This window comes from Slackia isoflavoniconvertens, assembly GCF_003725955.1.
Lineage (GTDB): Bacteria > Actinomycetota > Coriobacteriia > Coriobacteriales > Eggerthellaceae > Slackia > Slackia isoflavoniconvertens.
This window is the reverse complement of the sequence record NZ_QIBZ01000015.1, coordinates 41031-60479: the sequence shown is the minus strand read 5'-3', so window position 1 is coordinate 60479 and position 19449 is coordinate 41031. Positions and strand designations below refer to the sequence as shown.

Annotated in this window: 18 protein-coding genes and 2 tRNA genes; 19 read left to right on the top strand and 1 reads right to left on the bottom strand. The window is 57.2% G+C overall.

Features of this window, described 5'->3' with window-relative positions:
* Positions 1–234: 234 nt before the first annotated feature.
* From DMP05_RS08100 to lysS, 9 genes are all read left to right on the top strand, one after another.
* Positions 235–319: transfer RNA gene (locus DMP05_RS08100), tRNA-Leu, on the top strand.
* A gap of 104 nt (positions 320–423) precedes the next feature.
* Positions 424–1464: a polyprenyl synthetase family protein gene (locus DMP05_RS08095; RefSeq protein WP_244595101.1), complete on the top strand. Its 1041-nt coding sequence runs from the start codon at positions 424–426 to the stop codon at positions 1462–1464.
* A gap of 21 nt (positions 1465–1485) precedes the next feature.
* Positions 1486–2232, top strand: a complete 747-nt coding sequence (locus DMP05_RS08090) for a peptidoglycan-binding domain-containing protein (RefSeq protein WP_123219962.1) — start codon at positions 1486–1488, stop codon at positions 2230–2232.
* Between the two features lie 123 nt (positions 2233–2355).
* Positions 2356–3513 (top strand): C40 family peptidase, encoded by a 1158-nt coding sequence (locus DMP05_RS08085; protein WP_123219961.1) that lies wholly within the window; start codon positions 2356–2358, stop codon positions 3511–3513.
* A 389-nt stretch (positions 3514–3902) separates the two neighbouring features.
* A complete protein-coding gene (locus DMP05_RS08080) occupies positions 3903–5114 on the top strand; it encodes a coiled-coil domain-containing protein (protein ID WP_123219960.1) in 1212 nt (403 codons plus the stop codon).
* 127 nt (positions 5115–5241) lie between these two features.
* Positions 5242–5318, top strand: a tRNA-Pro gene (locus tag DMP05_RS08075).
* A 65-nt stretch (positions 5319–5383) separates the two neighbouring features.
* Positions 5384–5680 carry a twin-arginine translocase TatA/TatE family subunit gene (gene tatA / locus DMP05_RS08070; protein ID WP_114614643.1) on the top strand — a complete coding sequence of 99 codons (297 nt, stop codon included), beginning with the start codon at positions 5384–5386 and terminating at the stop codon, positions 5678–5680.
* A gap of 140 nt (positions 5681–5820) precedes the next feature.
* A complete protein-coding gene (gene greA, locus DMP05_RS08065; RefSeq protein WP_114614642.1) occupies positions 5821–6288 on the top strand; it encodes a transcription elongation factor GreA in 468 nt (155 codons plus the stop codon).
* Positions 6289–6734: 446 nt separating this feature from the next.
* Positions 6735–8696, top strand: coding sequence for a lysine--tRNA ligase (lysS, locus tag DMP05_RS08060; protein WP_123219959.1), 1962 nt, complete (start codon positions 6735–6737; stop codon positions 8694–8696).
* A gap of 3 nt (positions 8697–8699) precedes the next feature.
* On the opposite strand, the gene DMP05_RS08055 is transcribed toward lysS, so the two are convergent.
* Positions 8700–8951 carry a hypothetical protein gene (locus DMP05_RS08055; protein WP_123219958.1) on the bottom strand — a complete coding sequence of 84 codons (252 nt, stop codon included), beginning with the start codon at positions 8949–8951 and terminating at the stop codon, positions 8700–8702.
* Between the two features lie 71 nt (positions 8952–9022).
* Here DMP05_RS08055 and DMP05_RS08050 point away from each other — a divergent pair, with 71 nt between their 5' ends.
* The 10 genes from DMP05_RS08050 (at position 9023) to DMP05_RS08005 (ending at position 19408) form a co-directional block, all read left to right on the top strand.
* Positions 9023–11596, top strand: coding sequence for an ATP-dependent Clp protease ATP-binding subunit (locus DMP05_RS08050; RefSeq protein ID WP_123219957.1), 2574 nt, complete (start codon positions 9023–9025; stop codon positions 11594–11596).
* Between the two features lie 88 nt (positions 11597–11684).
* Positions 11685–12557: a 2-C-methyl-D-erythritol 4-phosphate cytidylyltransferase gene (ispD, locus tag DMP05_RS08045; RefSeq protein ID WP_123219956.1), complete on the top strand. Its 873-nt coding sequence runs from the start codon at positions 11685–11687 to the stop codon at positions 12555–12557.
* A 277-nt stretch (positions 12558–12834) separates the two neighbouring features.
* Positions 12835–13320 carry a 2-C-methyl-D-erythritol 2,4-cyclodiphosphate synthase gene (ispF, locus tag DMP05_RS08040; RefSeq protein ID WP_123219971.1) on the top strand — a complete coding sequence of 162 codons (486 nt, stop codon included), beginning with the start codon at positions 12835–12837 and terminating at the stop codon, positions 13318–13320.
* Positions 13321–13367: 47 nt separating this feature from the next.
* The gene (cysE, locus tag DMP05_RS08035; RefSeq protein ID WP_123219955.1) at positions 13368–14081 is read left to right on the top strand and encodes a serine O-acetyltransferase; all 714 of its coding nucleotides are present in this window, start codon (positions 13368–13370) and stop codon (positions 14079–14081) included.
* Between the two features lie 12 nt (positions 14082–14093).
* On the top strand, positions 14094–15560 hold the full coding sequence (cysS, locus tag DMP05_RS08030) for a cysteine--tRNA ligase (protein WP_123219954.1): 1467 nt from the start codon (positions 14094–14096) through the stop codon (positions 15558–15560).
* A gap of 212 nt (positions 15561–15772) precedes the next feature.
* Positions 15773–16540, top strand: coding sequence for a 23S rRNA (guanosine(2251)-2'-O)-methyltransferase RlmB (gene rlmB, locus DMP05_RS08025; protein WP_123219953.1), 768 nt, complete (start codon positions 15773–15775; stop codon positions 16538–16540).
* 17 nt (positions 16541–16557) lie between these two features.
* Positions 16558–17106, top strand: a complete 549-nt coding sequence (locus DMP05_RS08020) for an NYN domain-containing protein (protein WP_123219952.1) — start codon at positions 16558–16560, stop codon at positions 17104–17106.
* Between the two features lie 249 nt (positions 17107–17355).
* Entirely contained in the window at positions 17356–17826 is a 471-nt protein-coding gene (gene rlmH, locus DMP05_RS08015; protein WP_123219951.1) for a 23S rRNA (pseudouridine(1915)-N(3))-methyltransferase RlmH, read from the top strand.
* 198 nt (positions 17827–18024) lie between these two features.
* A complete protein-coding gene (locus tag DMP05_RS08010; protein ID WP_244595100.1) occupies positions 18025–18531 on the top strand; it encodes a metallophosphoesterase family protein in 507 nt (168 codons plus the stop codon).
* Positions 18532–18904: 373 nt separating this feature from the next.
* Positions 18905–19408, top strand: coding sequence for a rhodanese-like domain-containing protein (locus DMP05_RS08005; RefSeq protein ID WP_123219950.1), 504 nt, complete (start codon positions 18905–18907; stop codon positions 19406–19408).
* Positions 19409–19449: the final 41 nt, after the last annotated feature.

Below are 19449 nucleotides of genomic sequence, written 5' to 3'. Positions count from 1 at the left end.
TTTCTTCCTTTCTCTCGGGAGGGCCCTCGGCCCTCGCCTCCGGAAAGGAATTCTCGAACTCATCCGGACATGTCCGGATGAGTTCGAGAACGAAACCTAAGTGTTCGGATGAACTTACAAATCAACCCAACCGGCGTAAAACGATGATATTAGCGTGTCTTTCGTGGGCTTTTGCAGTGATTGTTGCTCATTTGCTATCATGGAAAACCGTGCAAATAGCACGATAAGCATCGTGGGAGCGTGGCGGAATTGGCATACGCAGCGGACTTAAAATCCGCCGCCGCAAGGCTTGTGGGTTCGAGTCCCACCGCTCCTACCAAGGAAGAGCGTGGCTTCCAGGTGCTTTGTTTTGCATGAACCCATTGCGGTGAACCTACGATCGGAAAGTCCGGTATGAATCCAGCTGAAGTGAGAAACGAAAGCATGAACGAACTCCTTACGGCAGCGGCGAATCCGCCCGCGTCGTTCGAGGAGTATCTCATTCAGAATGCCAAGGTCGTAGGCGATTTAGTGAACTCGTATATCCCGTCGGGCGACCATCCCGATATGGATACGTATCTCTATGGGCCCCTTATGAAATACAGCGAAAACGGCGGCAAGCGTCACCGTCCGCTGATTTGCTTTGCGGCGTGCGTTGCTGTGGGCGGCGATATTCGCCATGCTGCATCTGCCGCTTCGGCCATCGAACACTTCCATACGGCGGCTCTTATCCACGACGATATTGCCGACGAGGCGACTACGCGCCGCGGTGTGCCCTGCATGCACCTCACCGAAGGCTTGGGTATCGCCATTAACACGGGCGACCTTGCGCTTTCCATGGTGAATGGTGCCGTTATGAGGGATCCATATCTTACCGATGCCCAAAAAGTGCGCGTGGTTACCGAGCTTATTGAAATGACCCGTCGCACCATCGAGGGCCAGGCTCTCGATTTGGGTTGGGCGCGCGACAAGCGTTACGACATCACTCCCGACGATTATCTGTGCATGGCAATTCACAAAACCGCGCATTATTCTGGTGCGGTTCCGTTGGCTGTCGGCGCCATCGTTGGTGGCGGCACCGAAGAACAGATTGCCGCGCTGCGCGAATATGGTTTGGCTACGGGTTTGGCTTTCCAAATTCAAGACGACCTGCTCAATATCGAGGGCGACCCCGAAATCGTGGGTAAAGATTACGCGAGCGATATCACCGAAGGCAAGCGCACGCTCATGGTCGTGCATGCGCTGAAGCATTCCGACAAGCGTGATCGCCTCGTTGAGATTCTCTCTTCGAAAACGACCGATATCGCTGATCTTGCCGAGGCTGTGTCGATTATGCGCGAGGCCGGTTCTCTTGATTATGCGCGTGATTACGCGAGCTCGCTTACCGATAAGGCAAAAGAAAAGCTCCTTCAGGAAATCGACGAGAGCAATGCTCGTGCGCTACTCATTTCTATGGCCGATTATTTCATCAATCGCATGAAATAATGCGATGCTAAGGACGAAGCTATGATTCCTCAAGCAATTCATAGGGAAGGCGAAGCCGACGAGGGCTTTGAGCTGGGCGAACGTCTGCTGTATTTGCGCACGCCGTATTTTTCGGGCAAAGACGTCGAGCAGCTGCAAACGGCTCTCGGTGCGCTTGGTTTTGCATGCGGCGGCGTAAGCGGCACGTTTGGCGCCTATACCGAAGGCGCTTTGCGCAAGTTTCAGTTGAACATGGGCCTTGTGCCCGACGGCATCGCTGGCGTGAAAACATATGCGACGCTGCGTCATTTGCATAATGCATGGCAAGACAAGCCTCAAATCGAAGATCGCGCATACATGGGATTCGCACGTGCCGCCGATGTGCTTGAAAACCATGCTGTGTGTCTGTTCGGCACGGAAGAATACACGCGCAGCGTCGCATCGAATATGTCGAACTTGGCTATGGCGACGAATCCGCGATCCAAAATGGTGAGCGCCGAAACGCTGCTCGTGCCTCCCGATGCGAATATGCTGCTTGCGCATATTGTGCGTTCGGGCAGGCCTTATGAAACGAATGTGCCACGCGTTGTGTGCGACGACCCTCAGGTGCTTGGTCGCCGCATTGCGAATGCGGTTGATGCGGCAAATGAGGCTGCCGAAGCTGGTCGTCCTCGCCGTATCGTTCTTGAAATCGTCGGTCCCGGCGTTGACGAAAGCGTGGCGGCTATCGAGCGAGCTGCTCACCACGATGCGATTACGCTTTTGGACGCATTCTGCAACGCGTTTTAAATTCAAAAACTGTTTTCTTTTCAGGTTTCTGAAAGCCCGCCGTGTGCGGGCTTTTGTTTTTTGCGATGAGGGCTGGTAAAGTATCTTTCATATGATTTCAACCAGGCGATGGGGGTCGGGTTTATGGATAAACACATGAATCTTTCGCGCCGTGCATTTGTGGGTGGCGCCGCCGCATTTGGCGTTGCCGTTGCGGCGCCGAAATTCGCTTTCGCTGGGCCTTCGGCGGCTGAAAAACAAGCAGAGGCCGATGCTGCGCTTCAGAAATTGCTGAAGCTCAATTCCGATTTGGACCAGAAGGTCAAAGATTACGCCGCCGCGGTCGACGCTCACGATGCCGCCACAGCGAAGATGGACGAGTGCCAGGCAAAAATCGACGACAACAACGAGCGCATCGAAGACCTTCAGGGTAAGCTCGGCAATCGTGCGAACAACATGTATCGCGATGGCCAGACCACGTTCCTCGACGTCATTCTGGGTTCCAATTCGTTCGATGACTTCATGAAGAACTGGGACATGCTTACCAGGATGAACGAAAACGACGCGAAGATGGTTGCCGAAACCAAGGAGCTGCGTGCCGATAACGAAGCGCAGCGCGATGAATACGGCAAACAGGAACGCGAAGCGGCCTATCAAATGGAAGAGGCCGACAAGGCAGTGAAGGAAGGCACGGCGCTCGCCGAGCAATTCCAGGCCTCTTACGATGCGCTTTCCTCCGAGGCACAGGCGCTGTACGATCAGGAACGCCAGGCTGCGCTTGCTGCCGAAGCCCAGGCGGCTATCGAGCAGATTCAGCAGGAATCCGAACCTGAACCTTCGAACAATAATGGCGCGAGCAACAACAATGGTGGCAACAGCAACAACGGCGGCAACAATGGCGGTGGGAATAATGGTGGCGGCGGCACCTCGCCGAGCTACAGCACGAATAATTACATTCCGCCTTCGGGCTCGGTCGTCGATTTTGCGCGCAGCCAAATTGGTGTCCCGTATGAATGGGGCGGCAGCACTCCCAACGTCGGCCTCGACTGCTCTGGCCTTACGTCGTGGTGTTGGCAGCAGGCTACGGGTATCCGGATTGGCCGTACCGATGGTGCTCAGTACTCTTCCGCCCGTTGGCGTGGACCGCTTTCCGAGGCACAGCCCGGTGATGTTTTGTGGACGAGCGGCCATGTGGGCATTTGCACGTCTGCGGGTGGCGGTTCCTACATTCATGCTCCGCAGCCAGGTCAAACGGTATGCGAGTCGAGCTGGCCTCAATTCGTCTGCGCGCTTCGTTGGTAGCAAGTAAATACGTATGTATATGTTTCAGGCCTGTTCGCACGGACAGGCCTTTTATCTTTTATTCAGGTTGCTGAAATTTCACGTTTTGCGATTACATCGTAATAGGAGCGTACAAGTGAATCTAAGGTGCATCATCAAAGCACAATATGATGTGCCGGCTTTTGAATAACCCCTCATCATGCTGTCGAATTATCTTTAACGTTAACAGTATTAAAAGAAGCAAAGTATATAAAAGATACCTGGTTTCATCTGCGACATTCGATTCTAGGTTTGTGAAAGCCATGTGCCGCTTTGGTTACATGGGGTGTAATTAACGCCGCGGCTTTGCTATCCTCGTTCGTCGGAAGTCTCCATATCGACTTCCCGATACCATATGAAGGGGTTCGTTTATGACTACTTTAAACGCACGCTTGACGAGACGAGCCTTCCTCGGCGGAGCCGCCGCCTTTGGCGCCGCGGCCATGGTTTCTCCGAAGAATGCCTTCGCCGATCCTACGTCTGCCGATGTGCAGGCTCAGGCCGACGAAGCTCGTCAAAAGCTGAATTCTATGCGCGAGCAGCTCGGTGCTGCATCCGCGAATTACAACCAAGCCGTGCAAGAGCACGACGAGGCAGTCTCCAAGATGGACGAGTGCCAAACTAAAATCGACGATAACAACGCGCAAATCGACAAGCTGCAAGATAAGCTTTCCAAGCGCGCTCGCAACATGTATCGCGATGGCCAGACCACGTTCCTCGACGTTATTCTGGGCTCGAATTCTTTCGACGATTTCGCGAAGAACTGGGATACGCTCACCTCGCTGAATGAAAAAGATTCCGAGATGGTCGAGCAGACTAAGAATCTTCGCGCCGACAACGAGGCTCAAAAGCAGGAATATGCCAACCAGGCCGATATCGCCCAGCAGAAGGTCGAAGAGGCCGATGCTGCGCAGAAGCAGGCCGAAGAGCTTGTGCAGCAGTACCAAAATGAGGTTGACTCACTCGATTCCCAGGTAGCAGAACTGCTTGCCGAGGAAGAGGCTGCGGCTCAGAAGGCGGCGGAAGAGGCCGCTGCTGCGGCTGCCGCCCAGGCCGAAGCTGCTTCCTCTTCTAGCAACACCTCGAGTAGCGCCTCCAATAGCTCTGCATCCAGCGACAGCAGTTCGAGTGATAGCGCGACGAGTGGTAGCGCATCTGACAATGGCGGCGGCTCGTCTTCGGGAAGCAGCTCGTCGTCGAGCAGCAGCTCATCTTCGGGTGGCGGTTCGAACAATTACGGCGGCTCGGTCGTGGCCGCTGCGCAAAGCCAGCTCGGCGTGCCCTACGTGTGGGGCGGCACGGCATGGGGTTCGGGCCTTGACTGCTCCGGCCTGACGTCTGGCTGCTGGTCGCGTGCCGCGGGTATTTGGATTGGCCGTACGACATGGGATCAGATTGCTTCCGCCCAGTGGACGGGCTCGGTTTCCGAGGCTCAAGCGGGCGACGTGTACGCATGCGGCAGCCATGTGGCAATTGCTACGGGTGGCGGCGGATACATTCATGCCCCGCAGCCGGGCGAAGTGGTGTGCTACAGCTCGCTTTCGTGGTACAACCCCTTCTACTGCGCCTTGCGCTGGTACTAAGCGGGAATTGGAAAGGCATCGACCCAGGTCGGTGCCTTTTTTCGCTAAGAGTGTGCATGAAGTCGAAAAAAAGTGCTTGCATTGTTCGGCGCGTGTGTTAACATATAGCCCGCTGTTTGCGAGAAGTCGGGACGTGGCTCAGTTTGGTAGAGCGCTGCGTTCGGGACGCAGAGGCCGCAGGTTCAAATCCTGTCGTCCCGACCATTTGATCGCATCAGCTTTTTTGTTTTCCGGCCATATTGGTCGGGCCCCAAAACTTGGAGGCTTGCATGAAAATCTTTGGTCTTGGAGTTCCTGAGCTCCTCATCATTCTGGCCGTTGCTCTGCTTATCTTTGGCCCCAAGAACCTTCCGAAGCTTGGCTCCGCGCTTGGCCGCACGGTGAAGAACCTGCGCGATGGCATGGGAAGCGCCAAGAAGGAAATGGACGCGTCTGAGGAAGAAGCTCCCGCCGAGAAGCCCCGTAAAAAGAAGGCTGCTGCTGCAAAGAAGCAGGCTGCCGAAAAGGCCGAAGCGGAAGATGCGACCGAAGCTGCTGAGCCTGCTGCAAAGGCTGAAGAAGAGTAGCACATTCTCCCTTAAGGTAATATGCGGCGTGTCGGCCAGCCCGACATGCCGTTTTCTTATACGAGCACGCATTGCGTGCCCGTTTTAGTAAAAGGGCGGCGTTTTGCCGCTGAATCGATTTTGAAATTAGGTGTCACGAAATGGGTAGCGATTACATCCTTACTCCCGAGGGCCGCGAGAAGCTCGAGCAGGAGCTGCATTACCTCGAAACCGAGAAGCGCGCCGAGGTAGGCGAGCGCATCAAGGTTGCTCGCGAATTCGGCGACATTTCCGAGAACTCCGAATATGACGATGCGAAAAACGAGCAGGGCATGGTCGAGGCTCGTATCGCCGAGATCAACCAGATTCTCTCTGAGGCCACGATCGTCGATACGCCGAAGAAGTCGAACAAAGTTACTGTTGGCGCTATTGTCACGGTGAACATGGGCGGAAAAGAGCGCGTATTCACCATCGTTGGTGGCGCCGAGGCCGACGTCGCTGCGGGCAAGATTTCCAACGAAAGCCCCGTTGGCGCCGCTCTTCTCGGTCATAAGAAAGATGACGAAGTAACCGCCATCGGTCCCACCGGCCGTGAAATCAAGATGACGATTCTCAAGATCGAGCACTAAAAGTACGCTGGCCTTCCGGCCAGCGTACTTTGCTGCCGCTGCTAAGCCACACGGCGGGCATTTTCGCTTTCAGGCTTCGTAGGGATTTCGGCGTTCTGCCGAACGGCGAATGAAGCCTCCGCTGCGAGCCAGCCGGGCACCCCATCTTGGCATTCAGGCTTTGGCTTGCGTACCGAAGTACGCGGCGCCTCGCCTTCAGGCCAATATGGGGCACCCGGCTGGCTCTCGCTGTCGTGAGTGCGAATGCGGCTTTTCGCAACCCGCGGCGGCTTGAGCGCGAATGCGGCTTGAGCGCCTCGCCATCGAAAGGGGCAGGGGATTGTCCTCTGCCCCTTTTATATTTGGTGCGAAAGCGACGTATAATCTGCGACCTTTCGCACTTGTCGCTTGACCTGCGATAGAATGCTTTTGTTCATCACCACATCTGGAAACGAAGAGGTTTTCAAATGACCGATACCGAAAACACCATTGCCCCCGAGCTGCTCAACGACGAGCGTGCGCTGCGTCTTTCCAAGCGTGAAGACTACATCGCTCGTGGCGTGAACCCGTATCCCGAGCACTCCGAAGTGACCGACTACGTGCGTGACATCGTCGCGAAGTATGCCGACCTCGCGACCGGCGAAGACACCGAGGACGTCGTGAAAATCGGCGGCCGTATTGTGGCCAAGCGTGGCCAGGGCAAAATCATGTTCCTCGTGGTGCGCGACACCACGGCCGACATCCAACTTTTCTGCCGCATCAACGACATGTCCGAGGCCGATTGGGGGCTTCTGCGCAACCTCGACCTGGGCGATATCGTGAACGTCGAGGGCGTTGTCGTGCGCACGAAGCGCGGCGAGCTCTCCATCGCTCCGTGCGCCCTTACGCTGCTTTCCAAAGCCGTGCGTCCGCTTCCCGAGAAGTTCCACGGTCTCTCTGACAAAGAGACCCGCTATCGCCAGCGCTACGTTGACCTCATTGTGAACGAAGACGTGCGCGACACCTTCCGCAAGCGTTCCACCATCCTTTCCACGTTCCGTCGTTACATGGAATCTGACGGCTACATGGAAGTTGAAACGCCGATTCTGCAAACCATTCAGGGCGGCGCTACGGCCAAGCCGTTCATCACGCACTTCAACGCGCTTGACCAGGAATGCTACCTGCGCATTGCTACTGAGCTGCATTTGAAGCGCTGCCTGGTTGGCGGCTTCGAGAGCGTGTTCGAGATCGGCCGCATTTTCCGCAACGAAGGCATGGACCTTACGCATAACCCCGAGTTCACTACCATGGAGGCTTACCGCGCCTACAGCGACCTCGATGGCATGAAGGCGCTCGCTCAGGGCATTATCAAGGCGGCCAATGCCGCGGTGGGCAACCCCGAGGTCATTGAATACCAGGGCCAGCAGATTGATTTGTCGGGCGAGTGGGCGAGCCGTCCTATGACCGATATCGTTTCCGAGGTTTTGGGCTTCGAGGTCACCATCGACACGCCGGCTGACGTTCTGGCCGAAGCCGCGCGCGGCAAGGGCCTGGAAGTGAAGCCCGAGTGGACTGCAGGCAAGCTCATTGCTGAAATCTACGACGAGCTCGGCGAAGACACCATCGTGAACCCCACGTTCGTGTGCGATTACCCCATCGAGGTTTCGCCTCTTGCCAAGCGCTATGAAGACGATCCCCGTCTTACGCATCGCTTTGAGCTCGTTATTGCTGGCCACGAATACGCCAACGCGTTCTCCGAGCTTAACGACCCGGTTGACCAGGCCGAGCGCTTTGCCGCCCAAATGGTCGAAAAGGCCGGCGGCGACGATGAGGCCATGGAATATGACGAAGACTACGTGCGCGCCCTGGAATATGGCATGCCTCCTGCGGGTGGCATTGGCATCGGCATCGACCGCGTGGTCATGCTGCTCACCAACTCCGCGAGCATTCGCGACGTGCTGCTGTTCCCGCACATGAAGCCCGAGGCAGGTGCGAAGAGCGGCGCAAAGGCCGCCAAAGAGGCGCAGGATGCCGCTACGGCAAGCCCGTTTGTCAGCTCGATGATTCCGACCATCGACTACTCGAAGGTTGCCGTCGAGCCCTTGTTTGAGGAATTCGTCGATTTCGAAACCTTCAGCAAGAACGATTTCCGCGTGGTGAAGGTGAAGGCGTGCGAGGCCGTGAAGAAGTCGAAGAAGCTTCTGGCGTTCAAGCTCGATGACGGCACCGATGTCGAGCGCACCATTCTTTCGGGCATTCATGCCGACTATGAACCCGAAGACCTGGTGGGCAAGACGCTCGTGGCTATCACGAACCTGCCTCCGCGCAAGATGATGGGTATCGATTCGTGCGGCATGCTGCTTTCTGCCATCCATGAAGAGAATGGCGAGGAGCGCTTGAATCTGCTGCAGCTCGACAGCGCGATTCCCGCTGGCGCAAAGCTCTACTAACAATCAAAGGCCGTCCGCAAGGGCGGCCTTTTTCGTCTCTGGTTTCAGTAGATTCCGCACGAGCAGAACAGCACTTAATGCGCTGTTCGTCGCGAGCAGGATTTGACCGAGCTGGAACCAGGGACGGAACCGTCGAGCCAGACGAGGTAAAGCGAAAGATTTGTTGGTGATGCTTGCTGGAATTTCTTCCTGAATGAAGGGCAGAACCGTCAAGCTGGAAGCCCAATTGATTGTCAACAAGAAGGTATCGCGCATGTGAAGCTTTGGCACTCATTGCGAATGAGTGCTAGCATACATTCAGCAACCTCTACAGAAATGGACCGTATATGGCATTCGATAAATTTACCGACAAGGCGCGACATGTCCTTGTGCTTGCCAGGGAAGAAGCCGCTGCACTCAAACGCCCGCATGTGGGCACTGAGCATTTGCTGCTTGGCCTGGCGAAAGAGCCTGACGGCATTGCTGCGCAGGCTCTCGAACGCGTGGGCATAACGTACGAGAAGGCTCTTGAGGTCGTCGCCGGCATGGCCGAAGGCGAGCAAGAAGCCGAAGCGGGCGCGAACATCTCGTTCACGCCGCGCACCAAGCGCGTGCTGGAAAATGCGCTGCGTGAAGCTATGCAAATGGGCCAAAGCTATATTTCTACCGAACATTTGCTGCTCGGCATTGTGCGCGAAGGCGAGGGCGGCGCTATCGATGCGATGGCGAAGCTCGGCGTCGAAATCGACGCTGTTCGTTCCGCACTCAACGACTTGGTCGATCAACCGACGCCCGTGGCTGCGGGCATGCCGTTTTTCGGCGGCGAGCCCCATGGCGAGAAGAGCATGCTCGAGCAGTTCGGTACCGACCTTACTGCGAAGGCCAAGGCGGGCAAGCTCGACCCCGTTATCGGTCGTGCGGCCGAAATCGAACGCGTGATGCAGGTGCTCTCGCGCCGCCAGAAGAACAATCCGTTGCTCATTGGCGAGCCTGGCGTGGGCAAAACTGCTGTGGTCGAAGGCCTGGCGCAGCTCATCGTAGCCGATCAAGTGCCCGATATCATCTCGGGCAAACGCGTAATCACCCTCGATGTGTCCGCGCTGGTCGCAGGCAGCAAATACCGCGGCGAGTTCGAAGAGCGCCTGAAGAAGGTCATCAAGGAAGTCGTCAAAGACGGCAATATCATTTTGTTCATCGACGAAATGCATACCATCATTGGCGCGGGCTCTGCCGAAGGCTCCATCGACGCTGCCGCCATTTTGAAACCACCGCTGTCTCGTGGTGAGCTGCAGGTAATTGGCGCCACCACTACCGAGGAATACCGCAAGCATCTCGAGAAAGATTCCGCGCTCGCCCGTCGCTTCCAAACGGTGAACGTGAAAGAGCCGAGCGAGGAACAGGCTTTGCGCATTCTCGACGGCCTTCGCGACCGCTACGAGGCGCATCATCATGTGCGCTATTCCGACGAGGCGCTGCAGGCCGCCGTCTCTATGTCTTCGCGTTATATTCAAGATCGCTTCCTGCCCGACAAGGCGATCGACGTGCTCGACGAGGCTGGCGCGCGCATGCGCATTCGCAATCGTACGCTGCCCGACGAGATTCGCAAGTTCGATGACGAGCTTCGCCGCGTTCGCCTTGACAAGGAAGAGGCGGCATCGGCGCAAGAGTTCGAGCGCGCCGCGCAGCTTCGCGACGAAGAAAAGCGGCTTGAAGAGCAGCGTACCGAAGCTGAAAAGCGTTTTTCCGAGGAAAGTGACAAGGAACTCGCCAACATCACCGAGGTCGAAATCGCCGACGTGGTGAGTATGTCGACCGGCGTGCCCGTGAGCAACCTCACCGAAGCCGAAGCAGACAAGCTTTTGCGCATGGAAGGCGTTCTGCACGAGCGCATTATCGGTCAGGAAGAGGCCGTAACGGCCCTGTCGAAGGCTATTCGTCGCAGCCGTTCCGGCTTGAAAGATCCGAAGCGCCCCAGCGGCTCGTTCATTTTCCTCGGCCCTTCGGGCGTGGGCAAAACCGAGCTTTCCAAGGCGCTCGCTGAATTCCTGTTTGGTACCGAAGACGCGCTTATCACGTATGACATGTCGGAATACATGGAGAAGCACAGCGTGAGCCGCCTGGTCGGTTCGCCTCCGGGCTATGTGGGCTTCGACGAGGGCGGCCAGCTTACCAAGGCCGTTCGCCAGCGTCCTTATTCGGTCGTGCTGTTCGACGAAATCGAAAAGGCGCATCCCGATGTGTTCAACATCTTGCTGCAGATTCTCGAGGAAGGCCGCCTTACCGATTCGCAGGGCCGCTCGGTCGACTTCCGCAACACGGTTATCATCATGACCTCGAATGTGGGCGCTCGCCAAATCGCCGAAACTGCGCCGCTTGGCTTCACGCCCGATTCGCAGAAGGGCCTTTCCGATAAGGAAATCAAGAGCCGCGTGATGAGCGAGATGAAGAAGCTCTTCAGACCCGAGTTCTTGAACCGCCTCGATGAGATTATCGTGTTCAAGAGCCTTACCGAAGAGCAGATTGCTCAAATCGTCGACCTCATGGTTGCCGATTTGCGCGATCGTCTCATCGCCATGGATATGACCATCAATCTTACGCCTGAGGCCCGTGCGCTTGTGGCTAAGGAAGGCACCGATACCACGATGGGCGCTCGTCCGTTGCGTCGAGCGATTCAGCGTCTGCTCGAAGATCCTATTTCCGAGCAGCTTCTTGCCGGCACGTGGCATGCAGGCTCGGTTATTGATGTCGATGTGAAAGATGGCGAGCTAACTTTTACGCCTGGCACAGGAGTGATTCCCGCGCCGCGAAAACGTGATAGCATTGCACACGAAGCAGAATCGTTGCTGCCGCAGTTCGATTTGTCGCATGCCGGGGCGCCAAGCCACGGTGGCGGCGTGTCGAGCGACGGCGCGGCTGATTAACGAACCATAGGCGCCGCCTTCGCGGCGGCGCCATGCGAGGGGCGTCTGTGGGCGCCCCTTTGTTGTTGAAGCCATGAAAGGGGAGCCCATGAGCGCACCGGAGAATGTGAGAACCGTGGGAGGTGCAGCCGAGTTCGGCGTTATCGACCCGGTGTTTGTGCCTACGGCGCTTGTTGAAGTCGCCGAAGATGCGGCGGCGCGTCTCGATTTGAGCGAAACGGGCGCGAGAACGGTGCATTTTTCGGGCAAGGTGTCGAAGAGCCCGAAGACGGCTGCCATTATTTTGGCGGGCGGCTCGGGCGAGCGTTTCGGCCACGAGGGCGGCAAGCAGCTCGTCGAGATTTCTGGACGTCCCATGCTCACCTGGTCGATTGCGGCGTTCGATGCGGTTGAAGATGTAGGCGAAATCGTGGTGGTGTGCCCTGAAGAACGCATTGCGGAATATCGCAGTTGCGCCATTGACCCGTACCCGTTTGTGACGCCTATCACGATGGCCCCGGCGGGCGCCACGCGTCAGGAAAGCGCGTTCTCGGGTCTGGAATACGCGTCGGAGGAATATGAGTACGTGGTGCTGCACGATGGTGCCCGCCCGCTCATCGCCCCAGAGCTTATCGCGCATACCATCAACACGCTCAAAGGCACGCTCGACGCCGATGGCGCGATTGTCGCCACGCCTTCGATTGACACGCTCAAAGTGGTCGAAAACGGTTGCATTGTAGGAACCCCCGACCGCCGCGTGTTCTGGAACGCGCAAACGCCGCAGGTGTTCCGTGCGGGCGTGTATCGTCGTGCGCACGCGTCGGCGCTCTCGGAGGGCTTCGTAGGCACCGATGACTCGTCGCTCATCGAACGATTGGGCGGCAAGGTGCTCGTGGTGGAAGGCAAGCGCAGCAACATCAAGCTTACCGTCCCAGAAGATTACGCCATGTTGAACATGAGCCTGGGCGTTCAGCCCGACTAGTGAACCAGCTGAAATGGGGCAGGGGCAAGTTCTCTGTCCCATTTTTTATAGGGCGCATGGCTCTTGAAGGGATAAGCTTTTCGCTCCAAGCGCCACATGGGACGCGAGCAGAGAAGCCCAAGACGCTTTCATTCTGCTAAGCTGCCTCATCTTGTGCTCATCGGAAGGGGTTTTCCTTCTTGCGCCTGCCGCAAACTTCGTTGCGTTGAAGTGGGCTATAATCGTTCGGAACATTACGATTTCGTCTAAGACGAAGGGATTACTCGTGACGAACGCTATGAATATGCGCGTGGGCCTCGGCTTCGATGTGCACGCATTCGCGCAAGGCCGCAAGCTTATTCTGGGTGGTGTCGACATTCCGCATCATCAGGGGCTTTTGGGACATTCCGATGCCGACGTGCTTGCGCATGCCATCTCCGACGCGCTGCTCGGTGCTGCGCGTGCGGGCGATATCGGCAAACTGTTCCCCGATACCGACCCGGCGTATGCGGGCGCCGATTCCATGGTGCTGTTGTCGTGCGTTGCGAACCACGTGCGCGAACTCGGTTTCGATATCGTCGATGTCGATAGCGTTATTTCGGCGCAGGCCCCCAAGCTCTCGCCTTTCCGCGATCAAATGCGCGAGAACTTGGCTCATGCTATGGGCATCGACGTCGACCAGGTGGGCGTAAAGGCCACCACCACTGAACATTTGGGCTTCGAGGGTCGCGAGGAGGGCATTTCGGCTCAGGCCGTGGCCTTGCTTTTGAAACGATGTTGCTAGGGGCGCTTCCGTAACCGTATTTGCTCCCAACATCGAAGGAACCTATCGTGAATATCTTTAAAACCATCGCCGAAGACGTGAACAACGTTAAGCGTCTCGACCCTGCCGCGCAAAGTAAATTCATCATTTGGCTCACGTATCCGGGCCTGCATGCTCGTTGGAGCCATGTTGTTGAGCATTGGCTGTGGAACCATGGCCTGAAAAGTCTGGCGCGCATTTCGAGCCAGTTCACCCGTTTTATGACGGGTGTGGAAATTCACCCCGCCGCGAAAATCGGCCGTCGTTTCTTCATCGACCACGCCATGGGCGTGATTATCGGCGAAACGTGCGAAATCGGCGATGACGTCACGCTGTATCAGGGCGTCACGCTCGGCGGCACGGGCAAAGAAAGCGGCAAGCGCCACCCCACGCTTGGCAATAACGTTATGGTGGGCGTGAACGCGGCGGTTCTTGGCAGTATCACCATTCACGACAATTCGAAGGTCGGTGGCGGCGCGGTTGTCGTCGAGGACGTGCCTGAGAATTGCACCGTGGTCGGCGTTCCCGCGCGCGTTGTGGTGCGCAACGGCAAACTCGTGCAGCAGGAAGAGAAAGACGCCGCCGCTCGCCGCGAATGCCTGCCCGACCCCACGACTGCCGACGTCGTCGAACTCCAGGCGCGTGTTGCTCGCCTGGAAACGCTGCTTGCGGCTCAGGCGCAAGGCAAAACTATCGGAGGCCCCGCGAAAACCACTCCCGACGTTGCGTCGGACTCAGAATAACCAGGAGGAATCGTGCAAATCTACAGCTCCCAAACCCATAAAAAGGCAGAGTTCGAGCCTATCGAGCCGGGCAAGGTGCGCATGTATGTATGCGGCCCCACGGTGTATGACAATATCCACATCGGCAACGCCCGCACGTTTATCAGTTTCGACGTTATTCGCCGCTGGCTCATCGCGAGCGGTTACGAAGTGACGTTTGCCCAGAATCTGACCGACGTTGATGACAAGATTATCAATCGGGCCAACGAGCAGGGTCGCACAGCCGCCGAGGTGGCCACGGAATTTTCGAACAAGTTCATCGACGTCATGCGTCGCGCGAACGTGATCGACCCCGATGTGCGCCCGCGCGCTACCAAAGAAATTGGTCCCATGATCGCCATGATCAAAACGCTCATTGAGCAGGGCCATGCCTATGCGGTCGAGAACGGAGACGTGTATTTCTCGGTGCGCAGCGACGAGACCTATGGTGAAGTGTCTGGCCGCAATATCGACGACCTCATGGTGGGCGCGCGCATTGAGGAAAACGAAATCAAGCGCGATCCTCTCGACTTCGCCTTGTGGAAGGCCGCCAAACCGGGTGAACCCAGCTGGAAAAGCCCCTGGGGCGAAGGCCGCCCTGGCTGGCATACCGAATGCGCTGCCATGGTGCATCGCTACCTGGGTGTGCCCATCGACATTCATGGCGGCGGCAGCGACCTTGCGTTCCCTCACCACGAAAACGAATGCGCGCAGGCAACGTGCGCATGGCACCAGGGCTTTTCGAACACGTGGATGCACACGGGCATGCTGTTGGTGAACGGCGAGAAGATGTCGAAGTCGCTCGGCAATTTCTTCACGCTCGAAGAAGTGCTCGAGAAACATTCGGCGGCAGCACTTCGTCTGCTCATGCTGCAAACGCATTATCGCAGCCCGCTCGATTTCAGCTTCGAGCGCCTGGAAGGCGCGGAAAGCTCGCTGGCCCGTATTGCGGGCACGGCTCAGAACCTGCGTTGGGCTGCGGCCCACGCGACGGGCGAGCCCGATGCCGTATTGGCCCAAAAGCTCGCCGACGCTGTTGCGGCTGCCGATGTCGAGTTCAAGGCCTGCATGGATGACGATTTCAACACCGCAGGTGCCCTGGGCGCATTCTTCGGCTTCATCACCGAAGCGAACTCGTACCTCGATGCCGCCGACGGTGCGGTTAATGCCGAGGTGGTAGTTGCGGCTGCCGAGTTCATCGAGCGCTCCATGGACGTTTTGGGTATCGAACTCCCCGAGCAGGAGGCGGAGCTGCCTGTCGAAATCATCGCGCTTGCTGCTGAGCGCGCTGGTTACGCCGGCGACGACACGGCCGAGGCTGCCGAAGCCCTTATTGCCGCTCGTGCTGAAGCGCGCGCCGCGAAAGACTGGGCCGTGGCCGATGCCATTCGTGATGCTTTGGGCGAGCTTGGCTTGGTGGTGGAAGACACCGCCGCCGGCGCTCGCGTCAAGGCGAAATAACCAAGGGTTGGGTCGCTTCGTCGTTTTCGCTCCGGCGGTGCGGCCCTGTTTGTGACCGTCTGCGTTCATATGGACATTTCTTCTCAATATGAAACGCAGCCAGGCGGGCGCATAGTGAGCGAAGCGAACGGAAGCCCGGCGTGGTCATGGACGGGACCGCACCGCCGGAACGAAAACGACTGAGTGCTTAATGCACATGAAAAGGAGCCCACGTGGCAGACTATATTGAAGGAAAACGCCCGGTCATTGAGGCATTGCGTGCGCAAATGCCGCTCATTTCTGTGCTTATGGCCGACAACGTTCAGCAAGATAGCCAAATCAAAGACATTTTGCGCAAGGCAAAGCAGTACGACGTGCCCGTGAAAACCGTGCCTCGCAAGGTGCTCGACGAGCGCAGCGAGCGCGGCAGCCATCAGGGCGTTATGGCGCATGCAAAGCCGTACCAGTACTCCAGCGTCACCGACATTCTGAAATTTGCCGAGCGCGATGCCGAAAAGAACAATGGCGCCGCGCTCGTGGTGCTGCTCGATCACATTACCGATGCGGGCAACCTTGGCGCCATCGCGCGTTCGGTTGACGTGATTGGCGCGAGCGGCCTCATTATTCCGGGCAAACGTTCGGCGAGCGTGACCGCGGCTACCTATAAAAGCTCGGCGGGCGCCATTAACCATGTGCGCTGCGCCCAGGCGACCAACCTTGCTTCGGCGATTGACCGCCTGAAGAAAGCTGGCTTCTGGGTTGCTGGCGCGAGCGAGAAAGCTCAGCATACGGTATGGGAAGCCCCGCTCTATGGCAAAATCGCGCTTGTAATGGGCAATGAGGCCGAAGGCCTTGCCCGTCTCACGCTCGAGAAGTGTGACTTCCTGGTGAAGCTGCCGCAGGCGGGCCATGTTGGTTCCCTCAACGTTGCCCAGGCGTGCACGGCGGTCATGTATGAGTGGATGCGCCAGACCACTGCTCGCGCCGCCGAAGGCGAATAGCGGGGCGCCTGTTCGCAATGGCAAAGCAACGCAGGAAATTATTGCTCGTCGATGGCTATAACGTGCTGCGCAGCGGTTCGCGTTATCGCGACATGCGCAACCCCGGCCCGAACCCCGATTACGATACCGATTCGTTCAATCGCGCTCGCGAAGCGCTCATTGACGATGTGGTGATGTACGCTGGCCGCGACTTCGAAGCGATTATCGTGTTCGATGGGGCTGACAACGAATATTCCGATGGCAGCTTTGAAAAAATCGCTGGTGTACGCATTATGTTCTCGCGTGCGGGCGATTCCGCCGATAAGGTAATCGAGAAGCTCGCGTGGGATGCGCGCGCCCGAGGCATTGAGACCATGGTGGTGTCGAGCGATGCGGCCATTCAGAACACCGTATTCGGCGGCGGCGTCGATCGCATGAGCGCGAACGGCTTCAGTCGAGCGGTGGCGGTGAATGCCCACGAGTTTCATTTGGACGAGTCACCGAAAACGGCTGTGAAGAACACGGTCGCTGAGCGTTTGGGCGGCGATACGGTTGCGAAACTGAAGGCGCTTCGCGATTCGCTGTAGTGGGTGAATAAACGAAGCTTCCGACCCTCGGTTTGGCGCAAAGAGTCCCCAAAGGTCGCGCTGCCGTTGTTTTTCATGCATTGCGGCTCGGCAAAGCTAGCCTCGGGGTTTCTCTTCGAGATGCCGTTTGCGGATGGAAATGTGCCGTTGAGAAGCGCTCGGGCTTTCGCTACAATCAAATTAACGAATCCGCTTAGGCGTCGCCGTTGTGGTGGCGCCTAAATCGTATTAAGGGAAAGGAGTGGGCCAATGAAAATCCAGGTCGTTGCCGTAGGGAAGTTGAAAGAGCGATTCTGGAAGGAGGCATGCGACGAGTACCTGAAGCGCCTTAAGGGCTATGCGAAGGTGCGCGTCGACGAGGTGCCCGATTGCGATCCGGCGAAAGTCGGTGGGGAAGAGGGCGCACGCACGAAGGAGGGCCGCTCTATTCTGGAGAAGCTGCCCGAGCATTCGCATGTCATTCTGCTCGATGTGGGCGGAAGACAGCTTTCGAGCGAAGGTATTGCGGCGCGCGTCGATGCGTTGGCGCTTTCTGGCGTGAGCGAGATTTCGTTCATCGTGGGCGGCTCCGGCGGCGTGAGCCAAGGCGTGCACGACGCTGCCGACGAAAGCATGTCTTTCGGCAAAATCACGCTTCCCCATAATCTGGCACGCGTGGTGCTGCTCGAGCAAATCTATCGGGCATTCAAAATCTCGCGTGGCGAGCCGTATCATAAATAATTGGTTGCGCCGTTCTGCCGAACGGCGCAACTGCTCGACGCTGCGCCGGGTTTTATGCGGCATCTTGGCTTTCAGGCTTCGCTTTGCGTAGCGCTGCTACGCGGCAGCTCGCCTTCAAGCCAATCTGCTCGCCTAAAACCCTTGCTCGCTGACCTTGGTGCGAATAGGGTTTCTTCGGTGTTGAAAGAAGGGGGTTGCGTGTCACAGCTTCTTGTTGGCGTGCTTTCTGATACGCATGGACGACTTCCTGAAGACGCATATGCGGAACTGGCCGACTGCGACTTCATTATTCATGCGGGCGATATTTGCGGTCAAGGAATAATGCTCGAGCTCGGTGGGCTTGCGCCGGTGTGTGCTGTGCTGGGCAATAACGACTATCCCGAATATGGCGAATCGGTCGGAACGGTGGCGACTCCCCGTATTGGCGGAGTGCGTTTTCTTGTGACGCATACGCCAACGGATTTGCGCGCGATTCTGTCGGGCCGCACAAATGTATTGAAGCCTGGTGACCCCGTGCCGCAGGTGGCGATTCATGGGCATACCCATGTGCCCGAATTGCTGCGCGGTTCGGCCGCTTCTCCCGCCGATGTGGTGCTGTGTCCCGGCTCGGTAACGCGTCCGCGCGGTGGCTCGAAACGGCAGCTTGCGAAAATCGCCATCGAGAATGGCGCCGTGAGGGAGATTCGTTTCGTCGAGCTCGAGTAATCTTCATAATATTCGAACGTGTGTTCGATGATACAATATGATGCGGTAGTGCTCGCCGATTCCTGCGGGTGATGCTCCCTTCGATTTTGATAGGAGTTACCGCCATGGATATTGTGATGGCCGTTGCGGCATGGTGCTCAATTATTGGATTTATTTTCGATAGTGCTGAGCGAATCCAAAGCAGGAAGAAACGAGAAAAGAAAATGGTGCCTAGGAAATGAAAAAAGCCGGTCGTAAGACCGGCCCAACATAAACGAAAGCATCACCCGTAGCTAACTCCCCTGGAAAGTGTGTTAGTTCGGCGGGCGCTGCCATCTGACCGTATTATAACACGGCCCAGGTCGTGAAAACAATTTATAACGAAGGGCTTGCTATGGAACTTGATCACGCGGAACTGCAGGAAATGCTTGCCAATGACCCGTATATGCTGTTGGTCGACGTGCGCGACGAAGAGGAGTTCGATGCTGGGCATATTCCTGGCGCTGGCAACATGTCGGTTGACGATATCGTCGACTGCTTGTTCGATGAGGCGCTCGGCGAGCGAGGCCTCGACGCTATCGCGAATGGTAAAGGCATGGAGCTTTCCGACGACGCTTCGGTCATCGTGCTCTATTCGAATGCTGGCGAGCGATCGGCTCGTGCGTGCGAGCACATGGAATCGCTCGGCTATGTGAATGTTTACAACGCCCCCGGCTTGTCCTCGTGGCCTTATGAGGTTGTAACGACGGCGGAAGAGGCCGCTGTGGCTGCGGCGCTTGCGCAAAATGGCGCCGTTGCGACGCGAGAGGTTGGCCAGAGCCACGATTGCGGTTGTGGACACGATCATCATGGGGAACATGGCCACGAGCACGGGCATGACTGCGGTTGCAATCACTAAATGGCTGCAAGTTTCATTTAATACATTATACGCAAAATAAA

What these genes read in the sequence shown, in the direction of transcription:
- DMP05_RS08095 (WP_244595101.1), top strand. Translation starts at nt 424, where the DNA reads ATGAACGAACTCCTTACGGCAGCGGCGAATCCGCCCGCGTCGTTCGAG.
- DMP05_RS08090 (WP_123219962.1), top strand. Translation starts at nt 1,486, where the DNA reads ATGATTCCTCAAGCAATTCATAGGGAAGGCGAAGCCGACGAGGGCTTT.
- DMP05_RS08085 (WP_123219961.1), top strand. Translation starts at nt 2,356, where the DNA reads ATGGATAAACACATGAATCTTTCGCGCCGTGCATTTGTGGGTGGCGCC.
- DMP05_RS08080 (WP_123219960.1), top strand. Translation starts at nt 3,903, where the DNA reads ATGACTACTTTAAACGCACGCTTGACGAGACGAGCCTTCCTCGGCGGA.
- tatA (WP_114614643.1), top strand. Translation starts at nt 5,384, where the DNA reads ATGAAAATCTTTGGTCTTGGAGTTCCTGAGCTCCTCATCATTCTGGCC.
- greA (WP_114614642.1), top strand. Translation starts at nt 5,821, where the DNA reads ATGGGTAGCGATTACATCCTTACTCCCGAGGGCCGCGAGAAGCTCGAG.
- lysS (WP_123219959.1), top strand. Translation starts at nt 6,735, where the DNA reads ATGACCGATACCGAAAACACCATTGCCCCCGAGCTGCTCAACGACGAG.
- DMP05_RS08055 (WP_123219958.1), bottom strand. Translation starts at nt 8,951, where the DNA reads ATGCGCGATACCTTCTTGTTGACAATCAATTGGGCTTCCAGCTTGACG.
- DMP05_RS08050 (WP_123219957.1), top strand. Translation starts at nt 9,023, where the DNA reads ATGGCATTCGATAAATTTACCGACAAGGCGCGACATGTCCTTGTGCTT.
- ispD (WP_123219956.1), top strand. Translation starts at nt 11,685, where the DNA reads ATGAGCGCACCGGAGAATGTGAGAACCGTGGGAGGTGCAGCCGAGTTC.
- ispF (WP_123219971.1), top strand. Translation starts at nt 12,835, where the DNA reads ATGAATATGCGCGTGGGCCTCGGCTTCGATGTGCACGCATTCGCGCAA.
- DMP05_RS08020 (WP_123219952.1), top strand. Translation starts at nt 16,558, where the DNA reads ATGGCAAAGCAACGCAGGAAATTATTGCTCGTCGATGGCTATAACGTG.
- rlmH (WP_123219951.1), top strand. Translation starts at nt 17,356, where the DNA reads ATGAAAATCCAGGTCGTTGCCGTAGGGAAGTTGAAAGAGCGATTCTGG.
- DMP05_RS08005 (WP_123219950.1), top strand. Translation starts at nt 18,905, where the DNA reads ATGGAACTTGATCACGCGGAACTGCAGGAAATGCTTGCCAATGACCCG.